We start from the raw sequence: 14,526 nt of genomic DNA, 5'->3' as shown, positions 1-14,526 counted from the left end.
CCCTTCTTCCCGCGACGTCGGGATCAGTTGTGGGCGAGCCGCAGCCGCCAGGCCTCGGGGCCGCGTTCCAGGTACTCCACCGAGAACGCGCCGGGGCTGCGCTGCTCGATCTGCGCGAGCAGCGGCAGCGGGTCGTGCGGGGCGACCAGCACCATCGCGGTGCCCGCCGGGACGGCGTCGAGCGCGCCGAAGACCGTGGCGTGGCGCAGGGCGTGCGGGACCGTCCGGACGTCCAGCTCGGGCTCGCCCGTCCCGTCCGCGCCGCCGCAGTCGCACGTTCCGCCGCAACCGCCCGCCTCCTCGGCCTGATCCCGCATGTCCCGTCCTTCCTCGGCGTTCTGATCTCCGTGGGAGCCCGTGGCGGGCCCCGTGAGCCGGTGGTGGGTGTCCGCGAGCAGCTTCGCCAGGGAGACCGTGGGCGTCATGGCGAGCAGGGGCAGGACGAGGTCGTTCTCCTTGGCCGCGTGCTCCTCGAAGAGCACCTGCAGGGCCCGCGCGTCCGGCGCGGCCTCCACCGGGCCGGGCGCGACGCGCAGGGCCTCGACGAGCGCGGCGATGCGGCGGTGCTCGCCGATCATGCTCTCGACGAGCAGGCGGGCCTCGGGGACGCGGTGGGCCTCGGGGTAGATCGCGGCCTCCTCGGCGGCGGCGTGCGGCAGCAGCGAGCGGTCGCAGAACACGACGAGGTCGGCGTGGATCCTCTCGGCGGCGTTCGGGTCCCAGTCCACGGCGGTGACCAGCATCGTCACGCGTCCGGCCAGTTCCCCGGTCAGCTGGGCGTGGTGGGCCCGCGCGGCGTCGAGGGCCGCGGCGTCCTTGGGGTCGGAGGCGAGGGTGAGCACGCTCATGTCGTGGCTCCAGCGGGTCGGGCCGGCGCGGGCCGGCCGGTGTGAAGGGGACTCCGTGGCGGGCGGACGATCCGTTCGACGGGAGGATCCGCGAACGGGAGGCCCGTGCGGCGGAGGGTCCGTGCGAAGGGAGGATCCGGGTGCCGTGTCCGGCCGCGGCGCGCGGCCGGACTTCCGATCGAACCGGGGGCCCTCCGCCGGGCGCGCCGTGCGGGAGGCGGCGGGCGCCGGGGGAATGGTCGTCCGACGGGGCACGGAGGCGGTCGTGCGGAGGGCCGTCGGTTCGATCAGTGACCAGCCTGCACGCCGGACGCCGCCGCCGACCGCGCCGACCGGGCCCGAGTGAGGGGCCGATGGTCCCTATTGCGACCGGACGGATTGGGCCGGAAGTCCGCCAGGTGTGGACCGCCTGCCCCGGGCACGCCAAGGGGTGCGGCTTCTAGCGTTCCGAGCATGGAGAACGATCAGAACGCGCGGCGCCAGGAGTCCCCCGCAGGGGAGGGCTGGCCGCTGGCGGCCCGTCGGCTGCTGACCCGCCGTGAGGTGTCGGCCGACGGGCGCGCCGTGTTCGGGGACGGCGACCCGAAATGGGAGAGCTTCTACCGGGACCGGTGGGCGCACGACAAGGTGGTGCGCTCCACCCACGGCGTCAACTGCACCGGGTCCTGCTCGTGGATGGTGTACGTCAAGGACGGCATCATCACCTGGGAGCACCAGGCCACGGACTACCCGTCCATCGGCTCCGACTGCCCCGAGTACGAGCCCCGCGGCTGCCCCCGCGGCGCGTCGTTCTCCTGGTACACCTACTCGCCGAGCCGGGTCCGCTACCCGTACGTGCGCGGCGCGCTGCTGGAGATGTGGCGCGAGGCGCGGAACCGCCTCGGCGACCCGGTCGCCGCGTGGGCGGAGATCACCGGCGACCCCGCGAAGACGAGCGCCTACAAGCGGGCCCGGGGCAAGGGCGGCCTGGTGCGCGCCGGCTGGGACGAGGTGAACGAGCTGGTCGCCGCCGCCCACGTCCACACCGTCAAGCGGTACGGCCCGGACCGCGTCGTGGGCTTCTCGCCGATCCCGGCGATGTCGATGGCGTCCTTCGCGGCGGGCTCCCGCTTCATGTCGCTGATCGGCGGCACCCTGCTGTCGTTCTACGACTGGTACGCCGACCTGCCGGTCGCCTCGCCCCAGGTCTTCGGCGACCAGACCGACGTGCCGGAGGCCGCGGACTGGTGGAACTCCGGCTACCTGGTCATGTGGGGCTCCAACATCCCGGTGACCCGCACGCCCGACGCGCACTTCCTCACCGAGTCCCGCTACAACGGGACCAAGGTCGTCGCGGTCAGCCCCGACTACGCCGACAACGTCAAGCACGCCGACGAGTGGATGGCCCCGCACCCCGGCACGGACGGCGCGCTGGCGATGGCCATGGGCCACGTGATCCTGCGCGAGTTCCTGGTCGACCGCGAGGTGCCGTACTTCCAGGAGTACCTGCGGACGTTCACCGACGCGCCGTTCCTGGTGACGCTGCGCGAGCACGGGCTGGGCCTGGTCCCGGACGGCTTCCTCACCGCCGCCGACCTCGGCCGCGACGACGAGAACGCCGGGTCCAAGACCGTCCTCCTGGACGCCGCCACCGGCGAGCCCGTCGTGCCGAACGGCTCGCTCGGCTTCCGCTGGGGGAAGACCGGGGCGGGCCGCTGGAACCTCGACCTGGGGGACACCACCCCCGAGCTCAGCCTGTTCGAGAGCGCGGAGGACACGGTCGCCGTGTCGCTGCCCCGCTTCGACGAGGGCGCCACCGAGGGCGGCTCGGTCATGGTGCGCGGGGTGCCCGTGCGCCGGATCGGCGGACGCCTGGTCACCACGGTGTTCGACCTGATGCTCGCGCAGTACGGCGTCCAGCGTCCCGGTCTGCCGGGCAGCTGGCCGTCCTCGTACGAGGACGCGTCGGAGCCGTACACGCCCGCGTGGCAGGAGACCATCACGTCCGTCCCGGCGGAGCAGGCGGCCCGGATCGCCCGGGAGTTCGCCCGCAACGCCGAGCGCACCCGCGGCCGTTCGATGATCGCGATGGGCGGCGGCACCAACCACTGGTTCCACTCCGACACGATCTACCGGGCGTTCCTGGCGCTCACCACGATGACCGGCTGCCAGGGCGTCAACGGCGGCGGCTGGGCGCACTACGTCGGGCAGGAGAAGGTCCGTCCGATCACCGGCTTCCAGCACCTGGCGTTCGCCTTCGACTGGCAGCGGCCCACCCGGCACATGACGGGCACCTCCTACTGGTACCTGAACTCCGACCAGTGGCGCTACGAGGCGTTCGGACCCGACGAACTGGCGTCCCCCCTCGGCGACGGCCGCTTCACCGGCAAGGGCTTCGCCGACTGCCTGGCGCAGGCCGTCCGGCTGGGCTGGACGCCCGGCCACCCCGGCTTCGACCGCAACCCCCTCGACCTGGCGGACGAGGCGAAGGCGGCGGGCCGTCCGGTCGCCGAGCACATCGTCGACGAGCTCAAGGCCGGACGGCTGCGGTTCGCCGCCGAGGACCCCGACGACCCGGCCAACTTCCCGCGCGTCCTCACCGTGTGGCGGGCCAACCTGCTCGGCTCGTCCGGCAAGGGCAACGAGTACTTCCTGCGCCACCTGCTGGGCACCGACGCGGCCGTCCGCTCCGAGGAGACCCCGCCCGAGGGACGTCCGAAGGACGTGGTGTGGCGGGACGAGGCCCCCGAGGGCAAGCTGGACCTGCTGGTCACCATGGACTTCCGGATGACGTCCACCGGGCTGCTCTCCGACGTCGTCCTGCCGGCCGCGACCTGGTACGAGAAGGACGACCTGTCCAGCACGGACATGCACCCCTTCGTGCACGCCTTCACCCCGGCCATCGCGCCGCCCTGGCAGGCCCGCACCGACTACGACACCTTCCTCGGCCTCGCCGACCGGTTCAGCGAGCTGGCCGCCGAGCACCTCGGCACCCGCACCGACGTCCTCGCCGTGCCGCTGACGCACGACACCCCCGACGAGCTCGCCCAGCCGGGCGGGACGGTCCTGGACTGGAAGAAGGGCGAGTGCGAGCCCGTCCCGGGCCGGACGATGCCGAAGCTGGTCGTCGTCGAACGCGACTACGCCGCGACCGCGCAGAAGATGCGCGCCGTCGGCCCGCTCCTCGACACCCTTGGCACCACCACCAAGGGCATCACCGTCCACCCCGACCAGGAGATCGACGCCCTGCGGCACCGCTGCGGGACCGTCCGGGACGGCGTCGCCGCCGGACGCCCCTCACTGGCCACCGCGTCCGACATGTGCGAGGCGATCCTCGCGCTGTCCGGCACCACCAACGGACGCCTGGCCACCGAGGGCTTCCGCGAGATGGAGCGGCAGACCGGCAGCGAGGGCCTGGTGGAGCTGTCCGCCGAACGCGAGGCCGAGCGGATCACCTTCGCCGACACCCGCGCCCAGCCGCGCTCGGTGATGACGTCCTACGAGTGGTCGGGCTCGGAGACCGGCGGACGCCGCTACTCGCCCTTCGTGATCAACACCGAGCACAAGAAGCCCTGGCACACCCTCACCGGACGGCAGCACTTCTTCGTCCAGCACGACTGGACGACCGAGCTCGGCGAGCAGCTCCCGGTGTTCCGGCCCCCGCTGAACGCCTCCCGGCACTTCGGCGACGAGCACCTGCACGAGGAGGGCCGCGCGGAGGTGACCGTCCGCTACCTCACCCCGCACTCCAAGTGGTCCATCCACTCGAACTACCAGGACAACAAGTTCATGCTCGACCTGTCCCGCGGCGGCCCGGTGATCTGGATGTCCACCGCCGACGCCGAGAAGATCGGCGTCAAGGACAACGAGTGGATCGAGGCCTACAACCGCAACGGCGTCGTCGCCGCCCGCGCCGTGGTCACGCACCGCATGCCCGAAGGCACCGTGTACATGTACCACGCCCAGGACCGCAACGTGAACGTCCCGAAGACCGAGGTCAGCGGCAGGCGCGGCGGCATGCACAACTCGCTCACGCGGCTCCTGCTCAAGCCGACGCACCTCGCGGGCGGCTACGCCCAGTTCACCTACGCCTTCAACTACTACGGCCCGACCGGCAACCAGCGCGACGAGGTCACCGTCATCCGCCGCCGCGGCCAGCGAGTGGAGTACTGACATGCGCGTCATGGCACAGATCGCGATGGTGATGAACCTCGACAAGTGCATCGGCTGCCACACCTGCTCGGTCACCTGCAAGCAGACGTGGACCAACCGCGCCGGGGTCGAGTACGCCTGGTTCAACAACGTCGAGACCAAGCCCGGGGTCGGCTACCCGCGCCGCTACGAGGACCAGGAGCACTGGAAGGGCGGCTGGACGCTCGACAAGCACGGACGGCTCGTCCTGCGCTCGGGCGGCCGCGGCAAGCGGCTCCTCTCGCTGTTCTCCAACCCGGACCTGCCGTCCCTCGAGGACTACTACGAGCCGGTCACCTACGACTACGACAACCTCGTCAACGCCCCGGCGGGCAACGACATGCCCGTCGCCCGTCCCCGCTCCGTCCTGACCGGCGAGCCCACGGACATCACCTGGGGCGCCAACTGGGAGGACGGCCTCGGCGGAGCCCCCGAGCACGCCGGCGGCGACCCCAACCTCACGGGGGAGTGGGCGGAGAAGGTCAAGTTCGAGTTCGAGCAGACCTTCCTCTTCCACCTGCCCCGGCTCTGCGAGCACTGCCTCAACCCGGCCTGCGTCTCCGCCTGCCCGTCCGGCGCGATGTACAAGCGGGTCGAGGACGGCATCGTCCTGGTCGACCAGGACGCCTGCCGAGGCTGGCGCATGTGCGTCACGGCCTGCCCGTACAAGAAGGTGTACGTCAACCACGCCACCGGCAAGGCCGAGAAGTGCACCTTCTGCTTCCCGCGCATCGAGGCCGGGCAGCCCACCGTCTGCTCCGAGACCTGCGTCGGACGGCTGCGCTACCTCGGCCTGATGCTGTACGACGCCGACCGCGTCGGCGAGGCCGCGGCCACCCCCGACCCGAAGGACCTCCTGGACGCCCAGCGCCGCGTCTTCCTCGACCCGCGCGACCCCGAGGTGATCGCCGCGGCACGGGAGTCCGGCATCCCGGAGGACTGGCTGGACGCAGCGCGCCGCTCCCCGGTGTACGACCTGGTCATGCGGTACAAGGTGGCGCTGCCGCTCCACCCGGAGTACCGCACCCTGCCGATGGTCTGGTACGTCCCGCCGCTGTCGCCCGTCCTCGACGCCGTCGGCTCGGCGGGCGGGAACCAGGACGACCCCGACCACGTCTTCGCCGCCGTCACCCGGCTGCGCATCCCGCTGGAGTACCTCGCGGAGCTGTTCACCGCAGGGGACGCCGACGTCGTCGCCGGGGTCCTGATGAAGCTCACCGCGCTGCGCTCGTACATGCGCGAGCGCACCCTCGGCGAGGAGGGCGACGAGGCCGTCCTGAAGGCCGTGGGCCTCACGGCGGATGAGGCGCGGGACCTGCACCGGCTGATCGCCGTCGCCAAGTACGCCGACCGGTACGTCGTCCCCGCCGCGCACAAGGAGGACGCCGCCGCGCTGACCGCGATGGAGGACCGCTGCCCGGTCGAGTCGTCCGGCGCCCCGGCGGACGGCGGCCGGCGGGTGTCACTCGGCATTCCCACCCTGCGCCGCCGCGCGCCCGAAGGCCCCACCGGAGGCCGTCCATGAACCTCCTGCCCCCGACGATCCCCGTCCTCGGCCGCCCCCGGACGGCCGCCCGCCGCCCGTCCCGGCCCCTGCCCGAGGCGTCCGAGGAGCGAACCCTGCTGCTGCGCCTGTGCTCGCTGCTGCTCCAGTACCCGGACGCCGAACTCACCGCCGCCCGGCCGGAGCTGAAGTCCGCGGTCGAAGGGCTGCCGGAGTCGCCCGCCGCCGAGCACCTGGCCGCGTTCACCACGTGGCTCACCGGTCAGGAGCCCGAGGCGCTGGAGCGGCACTACGTCGAGATGTTCGACCTGCGCCGCAAGAGCAGCCTCTACGTCACCTACTACCTGCACGGCGACACGCGCCGCCGCGGCATGGCCCTGCTCACCCTGAACCAGCGCTACCGGGCCGCCGGATGGGACACGGGCGGCGGTGAGCTGCCCGACCACCTGCCGGTCGTGCTGGAGTTCGCCGCCCTGGCGGGCCCCGGGGACGGCGAGGCGCCGCTGCGCCAGCACCGGCGCGGACTGGAGCTGATCCACCGCGCGCTGTCCGACTCCGCCTCCCCGTACCGGCACGTCCTGGCCGCGCTGCTCACCCTGCTGCCGCCGTCCACCGAGGCGGACCGCGAGGCGGTGGCCCGGCTCGTCGCCGAGGGCCCGCCGAACGAGGACGTCGGCCTCGACCCCTACGGCGCCTACGGCGACGGCGAGTTCGCGCCCCCCGGCACCTTCGTGCCCCCCATCCCCGCCCCGCCCACCCGCGTGCCACCCGCCCCGTCCAGCCGTCCGGAGGGCTCCCGATGAACGCCGCACCCACCCCCCTGGCCGCCGCGTCCACGAGCGGCGGCGACCTCCTCCTGTGGGTCGCCGTCCCCTACGTCTGCCTCGCCGTGTTCGCGGTCGGGCACGTCTGGCGCTACCGCCAGGACCAGTTCGGCTGGACGTCCCGCACCAGCCAGCTCCTGGAGCACCGCTGGCTCCGCTGGGGCAGCCCGCTGTTCCACCTGGGCGCCTTCATGGTGATCGGCGGCCACGTGGTGGGACTCGCCGTCCCGGACTCCTGGACCGAGGCCGCCGGGATCACCGAGCACATGTACCACACGGCGGCGACCGTGCTCGGTTCGATCGCCGGGGTCACCATGGTCGCCGGACTGGGCATGCTGTGCGCCCGGCGGCTGCTGAACCGGCAGATCCGCCTCGGCACCAACCGGAGCGACAAGCTCCTCTTCCCGCTGCTGTCGGTCACCGTCCTGCTCGGCATGACCGCCACCGCCGCGCACAACGTCTTCGGCCCCGGCTACGACTACCGCGAAACCGTCTCCGTCTGGTTCCGCGGCCTGTTCTCCCTCCACCCGCACCCCGAGGCCATGGCCGGCGCGCCGCTCCTGTTCCAGCTGCACGCCCTGACCGCCTGCCTGCTCTTCGCGGCCTGGCCGTTCACCCGCCTCGTCCACGTGTGGAGCGCCCCGATCGGCTACCTCGTCCGCCCCTACCTCGTCTACCGCAGGCGGACCGCCCCGTCCTCACGCGCCGCGCGCCGCCCCCGCCCGACCCCCACCTCCCGCCACCACGCCTGACCCGCGGGCCGACCGCACAACGACGAAAGACGACACCCATGTCCGACGTACTGAAGGAATGGACGGCCGCCGTGAAGGCCGACCTGGGCATCGACCTGGAGGTCGACCAGGCCCTCCTCCTGGCCCTGGCGGGCGACGCCGCCCACAGCGTCGCCCGTCCGGCCGCCCCCTTGACGACCTTCCTGGTCGGCTACGCCGCCGGACGCGCCGACGGCGGCCCGGAAGCAGTGGCCGCCGCAGCCCAACGCGCCTCCACCCTCGCCGCCCAATGGCCCACCACCCCCGCTCCGGTGACGTAACCGTTCACGACCTGGATCGCCGGCACGCCGTCGACCTCCCCATCGACGCGGAGGAGCAGTCCCGGGCCACCGTTGACCCGCACCGGTCCGACCGTCCTCCCGCCGGGCTGCTTCCACTTGCGACCGTGCCCGGTAGGTGAGCCGGCGACCCGCGGCCGGTGGCCCATGTCACACCCCTCGGCTGTTACAGAGGCCGCGGCACCGGCGTCTTGTGTTCGTCGGGGCACCGCCCGCGCCCATCCCCACAGCGTCGACCTCGCCCGCTCGTCCCGCCCAGGGCGACGTCCAACAAGGAGTGATCCATGTCTTCACCGACCATGTCGCCCCCTCTGGCCCATACGGAGCAGGGGTCGCGTCCGCGGTTCTTCGGCCTGATGAAGGCGACCACGGTGTTCCTGGCCACCGCGCTGCTGACGCAGGGGATCACCGCCGGACAGCTGATAGCCGACGAGGACGACTCCCACCGGCATGTGCACCACGCCACGGGCGGCGTCGTGTCGGTCGCGCTGCTGCTTCAGATCATCGCCGCGCTCCTGGTGTGGCGGGTCGGCCGCGGACCGGGACGCTACGCGGCGGTCACCCTGCTGATGATCGTGCTCACCAGCGTCCAGTTCATGCTCGGCTCCAACGGCGACGTCGCCGTCCACGTCCCGCTCGGCGTGGTGCTGTTCGGCATGGGCGCCGTCCTGATGGCCCAGGTGTGGACGACCCGCCCGCCCCGCACCGGCTGACCTCCTGGGAGCGGGAGTCCGCGCCGCCCTCCCGCTCGGTCTGGAACAGCAGCTCCGGACGGCCGGTGGGACGCTCGGGCCGAACAGCCCCTTCGCCGAGGGCTGTTGGTCCCGCCCGAGGCCGCCCGAGGTGGATTCGGCCCGGGTGATAGGGCCGTTCGGCCCTGGCCGTTCGACCCTGGATCGTGCAATATCGTCGCTGGTGGGTGCCGTCCGCCCAGGTGGGCGCCATCCGGGGCAGGCACCAGACGGCGCAGAACGAGGAGCATTTCCGATGGCGGACGGCGAGCGGCCCGGACCCGACGACCCGATCCGGGTCTTCCTGCTGGACGACCACGAAGTGGTGCGGCGCGGGGTCCAGGACCTGCTGAGCGACGAGCCGGACATCACGGTGGTCGGCGACGCGGGCACGGTCGAGCAGGCCCTCGTGCGGATCCCCGCGCTGCGCCCGCAGGTGGCGGTGCTGGACGTCCGCCTGCCCGACGGCGACGGCGTGACCGTGTGCCGGGAGCTGCGCTCGCGCATGCCGGAGCTGGCGTGCCTGATGCTGACCTCGTTCGACGACGAGGAGGCGCTGCTCGACTCGATCATGGCCGGCGCCTCCGGCTACGTCCTCAAGCAGATCCAGGGCTCGGACCTGGTGTCGGCCGTCCGGACGGTCGCGGGCGGCCAGTCCCTGCTCGACCCCAGCGCCACCGCCAAGCTGATGGCCCGCCTGCGCCAGGGCCCGGAGCCGGAGGCGGAGCCCGACGCCCTGCCGGGCCTGACGGACCGGGAGCGGGAGATCCTCGTCCTGATCGGCGAGGGCCTCACCAACCGCCAGATCGGGCAGCGCCTGTTCCTGGCCGAGAAGACGGTCAAGAACCACATCTCCCGCCTCCTGGCCAAGCTCGGCGTGGAGCGCCGCATCCAGGCCGCCGTCCTCGCCACCCAGGCCCAGGACCGCCTCAAGCAGCAAGGCCACTGACCCCGGCCGGAAGGGCCGTCAGGCTCACGGCGCCCGATCCGTCATCGCTCATGCCGTCGTCCTCCCGTCGTCCTCCCGTCGCCGGTGCGCCGGAGTCCGGCCAGGACGGCGACCGCGGCCAGCAGGCAGAGGATCGCCGCGGTGTCGAACGCGGAGCGCGCGCCGTGCAGGAAGACCCGCGCCTCGGTCCCGTGCGTCCCTCGGGCGGCGGTCCCGTAGGCGGTGACCAGGACGGACATGCCGAGCGCGCCGCCGAGCTGCTGGGAGACCGTCACCAGGCCGGACGCCGCCCCGGCGTCCTCGGCGCCCACGCCGTCCAGGGCGATGGCGGTGAGCAGCACGAAGGCGACGCCCATCCCGAGCCCGGCGAGGACGAGCGGGACCACGATGCCCGCGCCGTACCCGCTGTCCGGGCCGAGGCGCCCGAGCCACCACATGCCCCCGGCCAGCGCCAGCGCGGCGACGACCGCCGGTGACCGATGTCCCGTCCGGGCGGCGAGCCTCGGGGCGACGCGCGTCGAGACCAGCATGGCCACCGCGATCGGCACGAACGCCAGCCCGGTTCGGAGGGCGCTGTAGCCCATGACCCTCTGGAGGACCTGGGTGAGGTAGAAGAACATCCCCATCATCGCGCCGTTGACGCACATCCGGGCGAGCAGCGCGGTGGTCCGGGTGCGGCCGGCGAACAGCCGCAGCGGCGTGATCGGCTGGGACGCCCGGGACTCGGCGAACACGAAGGCCGCCAGCAGGACGGCCGCGACCGCGGACGCGGCGAGCGCGGACGCGTCGCCCCAGCCCCTGTCCGCCACCCGGACCAGCGCGTACACGAGGGCGCCGCAGCCGAGCGTCGAGGTGAGCGCGCCCGCCGTGTCGAACCGTCCGGGCCTGCGGGAGGGCGCGGGCAGGACGCGGGGGGAGGCGAGGGCGATCGCGGCGCCGACCGGGAGGTTGACGAAGAACACCCACCGCCACGACAGCCAGGAGGTGAAGAGGCCGCCGAGGATCATCCCGGCGGCCCAGCCGACGCTGGACACGCCGGCGTAGACGCCGAGCGCCCGGGCCCGGCGCTCACCCTCGAAGGAGCCCGCGATCAGGGCGAGCGCCGCGGGCGAGGCGAACGCGGCCGCGACGCCCTGGAGGGTCCGGGCGGCGAGCAGCCAGGCGCCGTCCGCGGCGATCCCGCACAGCAGGGATGCCACGGTGAACGCGACGACCGAGACGACGAACACCGGGCGCCGTCCGAGCAGGTCGCCGGTCCGGCCGCCGAGCAGCATCAGCCCGCCGAAGGCGACCACGTAGGCGTTCATCACCCAGGACAGCGCGGTCGGGGAGAAGCCCAGCCCGTCCTGGATCCGCGGGAGCGCGATGGTGACGACCGTGTTGTCCAGGACCATCATGAGCTGGCAGGCGGCGATCACACTCAGGGCGAGCGCGAACCCGAACCGGTGCGGACGCGTGCCGGGCGGGGCGTCGGAGACGGTGGACTCGACCACGAGGGAGACCTCCTCCGAGGTGGGGGACACTGGACGGGAGGCAGCGGACGGCGGGCGTCGCGGAGGCGGCGAGCATCATTCGGAGACTGTCTCCGCTTGACTGCGAATATACGGAGACTGTCTCCGGATCGCAACGGGTCCGAGGAGAGGGCGATGGCAACGCGACCGAAGCGCGCCGACGCGCGGCGCAACTACGAGCGGCTGCTGGCCACGGCCCGCGTCGCGTTCGAGGAGCACGGCGTCGACGCGTCCCTGGACGACATCGCCAAGCGCTCCGGCGTGGGCCCGGGAACCCTGTACCGGCACTTCCCGACCCGCGACGACCTGCTGCACGCCGTCCTGTCGGACTGGATCGAGGGCCTGGTCGCCGAGGCCGGGCGGCTCGCGGACGAGCCGTCCCCCGGCGTCGCGCTCGGCGCCTGGCTACGCGTCTACCTCTCCGGTGTGTCCGCGCAGAAGGGGACGTCCGCGGCCCTGATCGCCGCTATGTCCTCGCCGTGGGGCGCGTCCGCGCTGGGCGACTCGCAGGCCGCCATCTGCACCGTCACCGAGCGCCTCCTCGTGCGCGCGCAGGAGGCGGGCGAGGCGCGCGGCGACGTGGACGCACGCGACCTGGTCCGGCTCGCCAACGCCGTCGGCATCGCCGCCGAGCGCACCGCCGAGCCCGTCGTGAACGCCACCCGGATGCTCGCGGTGATCCTGGACGGGCTGGGCCTCCCCGAGGCCGCCGCCGAACCGCTCCCGTCCCCCGCGCCCCACTGACCCCGGCAGGGCCGCCGAGACCCTGTCAGGCCGACCCCGGCGGTCCCGCCGGGCGGGTCACCTGGCCGAGGACGGGGACGGAGGGGCGGCCGCCAAGCGGGACGGGCGGGCCGGGACGCGCCAGCGGGCCAGGACCCGGGCGACGACCGGCGGGCTGAACAGCGTCGCGGGCGGGGCGGCCATGCCGAAGACCCGGAAGATCGCCCGGCAGGTCGCCGCGTCGACGTTCCCGGCCGCCACGACGTGGTCCATGTACCGGTGCAGGACCTTGACCGCCGCTCCCGGGGGACGGCCCCGGGTCCAGGGGAAGCGCAGGTCCTCTCCGGTGGCCAGGCCCCAGGCGTCGGCCGACTGCGCGGCGGCCGCCCGCTGCAGGCGATGGGATTCGCGGTGGATCCGCGCGGGATCCATGCCGTCGATCGTGTCGGCGATGGCCTTGGCGGTCATGGCCCCGACCGTCATGCCCTGGCCGTAGACGGGGTTGAAACGGCACAGCGCGTCGCCCAGGACCACGAAGCCGCGCGGCGAGCGGTCCAGGGCCTCGTAGTGGCGCCATTCGTTGGCGGTGTCGCGGAACGCCTGCGCGTCGGACAGGGGTTCGGCCTCCCGGAGGGCCTCGTACAGGACGGGACTGCGCAGGCTGCGCACGTAGTCGAGGAACTGGTCGTCCTTGGTGGGCGGGACATGCTCGCCGCAGCCCATCAGGGTGACCAGCCAGCGGCCGCCTTCGACGGGGACCAGCGCCCCGCCGCGGGGCGTGTCCGGGCTGGTCTGGATGTAGATGGCCTTCCAGTCCCGCGCGGCGGACCCGGACGGCTTGTAGGAGCGGGTCGAGTAGCCGAATCCGGCGTCGTAGCGCTCCACTTCGGGTGCGGGGTAACCGAGTTCGGCCAACCACTCGGCGGTGGTGGACCGGCGTCCGCTGGCGTCGGCGACCAGGCCCGCGGTGAGGAGCCGCTCGGCGGAGCCCACAGTGCGCACGCGGACGCCCTGGACGCCCTCCCCGTCAGGTGCGGCCACCAATCCCGTGACCCGGCTCTCCGGCAGGAACTCGATGCGCGGGTCCTCACCCGCCCTGCGCCGCAGGACCCAGTCGAGCAGGACCCGGCTGCAGGACAGGTCGCCGGTGCCCGAGACCCTGGGGAACCAGCCGGCGGGGCTCAGCCACAGGAAGTCCCTGGGGACGACCAGCCGGTGTGCGCCCCGCTCGGTGAGTTCCCTGGTCAGCCCCGGGAGCAGGTACTCGGCGGAGTCGACACCGCGCTTCCAGAACGCGTGGATCTGAGGGGACTGCGGAATCCCGGGCCGGAAACCCGGTTCCCGCTCCGGCAGCGCGTCGCGCTCGACGACGGTGACGCGGGCGAAGCGGCGGGCCAGCGCCCGGGCGGTGAGCACCCCGGTGACACCGGCGCCGATGACGATCGCGTGATCGTCGGCATCTCCCATGACCGGCCTCCCTTTCGGTCGCTGACCCGCTGACCCGCTGACCCGCTGGGCTCGGCGCGTGGGCCGCCACCTGCGCGATGGCCGCGCCGCCTCGTCCCCGCGACGCTCGTCGACCTCACCGATCACAGCGAGTGATTCCTCTTGCGAGGATGAGACCTGCCCGCGGACAGGTCAACGGAGATCAGGTGACCCTGGTGTCACCCTTCTGTACCCGCCGGACGGCGACGTGCGCGGCGAGGTGGACGCCGCCGCGGTCATCGAGGCGCTCGGCGGCGGGCCCGTCACCGTCCTCGGACACTCGATGGGCGGCGCGGTCGAGTTCCTGCTGGCGGCCCAGCGCCCCGACCTCGTGTCGGCGTTGGTCGTCGTCGACATGACCGTCCTCAACGTCGAGCCCGAGACCTTCGCCAAGGAGGTCGGCGACTTCCTGGACCGCCACCCCTGGTGACCGGGATCCGGCGGGGAGGATTTGGCCTGGACCCGGAGGTTGACCCCTATTGTCATCTCCTGATGAGACCCCCGTCGAGCTGATGTGCCATCGTACGGGAAAGATCGACGGGATTGCTTGCCGGTCACGTCGTTCACGCGTCGGCTGACGTTTTCGTCATTGACTTGGTGTCGATTCGACGATATTCGAAGTGGACCAGGCCGGGCTCTGCCCGGACAGGTCGCCGATCCGGACGCTGGGTGGTGTGGGCTTGGGCGTGGTCCACCGTTCGACGAGAACCCC

The 14,526-nt window shown here is 73.0% G+C and carries 12 protein-coding genes; 9 read left to right on the top strand and 3 right to left on the bottom strand.

Translation table 11 applies throughout. The features are described 5' to 3' along the window. Positions 1-23 precede the first annotated feature (23 nt). Complete coding sequence (locus AB0L06_RS34005) at positions 24-848, bottom strand: DUF2249 domain-containing protein (RefSeq protein ID WP_500235263.1); 825 nt, start codon at positions 846-848, stop codon at positions 24-26. Between the two features lie 453 nt (positions 849-1,301). Between AB0L06_RS34005 and AB0L06_RS34000 the strand changes: the two genes are divergently transcribed. From AB0L06_RS34000 to AB0L06_RS33970, 7 genes are all read left to right on the top strand, one after another. Further along, entirely contained in the window at positions 1,302-5,000 is a 3,699-nt protein-coding gene (locus AB0L06_RS34000) for a nitrate reductase subunit alpha (RefSeq protein WP_500235262.1), read from the top strand. Between the two features lies 1 nt (position 5,001). Next, positions 5,002-6,543, top strand: coding sequence for a nitrate reductase subunit beta (gene narH, locus AB0L06_RS33995; RefSeq protein ID WP_500235261.1), 1,542 nt, complete (start codon positions 5,002-5,004; stop codon positions 6,541-6,543). After that, complete coding sequence (gene narJ, locus AB0L06_RS33990) at positions 6,540-7,325, top strand: nitrate reductase molybdenum cofactor assembly chaperone (protein WP_500235260.1); 786 nt, start codon at positions 6,540-6,542, stop codon at positions 7,323-7,325. Before narH ends, narJ begins: the two co-directional genes overlap by 4 nt. After that, complete coding sequence (gene narI, locus AB0L06_RS33985; protein WP_500235259.1) at positions 7,322-8,098, top strand: respiratory nitrate reductase subunit gamma; 777 nt, start codon at positions 7,322-7,324, stop codon at positions 8,096-8,098. The genes narJ and narI overlap by 4 nt, the downstream gene beginning before the upstream one ends. Positions 8,099-8,136: 38 nt before the next feature. After that, positions 8,137-8,397 (top strand): DUF6457 domain-containing protein, encoded by a 261-nt coding sequence (locus AB0L06_RS33980; RefSeq protein WP_500235258.1) that lies wholly within the window; start codon positions 8,137-8,139, stop codon positions 8,395-8,397. A gap of 302 nt (positions 8,398-8,699) precedes the next feature. Next, positions 8,700-9,128 carry a hypothetical protein gene (locus tag AB0L06_RS33975; RefSeq protein WP_500235257.1) on the top strand — a complete coding sequence of 143 codons (429 nt, stop codon included), beginning with the start codon at positions 8,700-8,702 and terminating at the stop codon, positions 9,126-9,128. A gap of 274 nt (positions 9,129-9,402) precedes the next feature. After that, positions 9,403-10,095, top strand: coding sequence for a response regulator (locus AB0L06_RS33970; protein WP_500235256.1), 693 nt, complete (start codon positions 9,403-9,405; stop codon positions 10,093-10,095). Positions 10,096-10,136: 41 nt separating this feature from the next. Here the strand turns inward: AB0L06_RS33970 and AB0L06_RS33965 are convergent, their stop codons facing one another. Then, the gene (locus AB0L06_RS33965) at positions 10,137-11,588 is read right to left on the bottom strand and encodes an MFS transporter (RefSeq protein ID WP_500235255.1); all 1,452 of its coding nucleotides are present in this window, start codon (positions 11,586-11,588) and stop codon (positions 10,137-10,139) included. A gap of 153 nt (positions 11,589-11,741) precedes the next feature. On the opposite strand from AB0L06_RS33965, the gene AB0L06_RS33960 reads away from it, so the two are divergent. Further along, positions 11,742-12,350, top strand: a complete 609-nt coding sequence (locus AB0L06_RS33960) for a TetR/AcrR family transcriptional regulator (RefSeq protein WP_500235254.1) — start codon at positions 11,742-11,744, stop codon at positions 12,348-12,350. A gap of 57 nt (positions 12,351-12,407) precedes the next feature. Here AB0L06_RS33960 and AB0L06_RS33955 read toward each other — a convergent pair whose 3' ends face one another. Further along, positions 12,408-13,796 carry an NAD(P)/FAD-dependent oxidoreductase gene (locus AB0L06_RS33955; protein WP_500235253.1) on the bottom strand — a complete coding sequence of 463 codons (1,389 nt, stop codon included), beginning with the start codon at positions 13,794-13,796 and terminating at the stop codon, positions 12,408-12,410. 226 nt (positions 13,797-14,022) lie between these two features. Between AB0L06_RS33955 and AB0L06_RS33950 the strand changes: the two genes are divergently transcribed. Beyond that, positions 14,023-14,244, top strand: coding sequence for an alpha/beta fold hydrolase (locus tag AB0L06_RS33950; RefSeq protein ID WP_500235252.1), 222 nt, complete (start codon positions 14,023-14,025; stop codon positions 14,242-14,244). Positions 14,245-14,526 lie beyond the last annotated feature (282 nt).

Origin of the sequence: Spirillospora sp. NPDC052269 (assembly GCF_040679435.1) — a bacterium.
In the GTDB taxonomy this organism is placed as follows: Bacteria; Actinomycetota; Actinomycetes; order Streptosporangiales; family Streptosporangiaceae; genus Spirillospora.
Note: the sequence above shows the minus strand (reverse complement) of the source record. Positions and strands in the feature narration are given on the sequence as shown.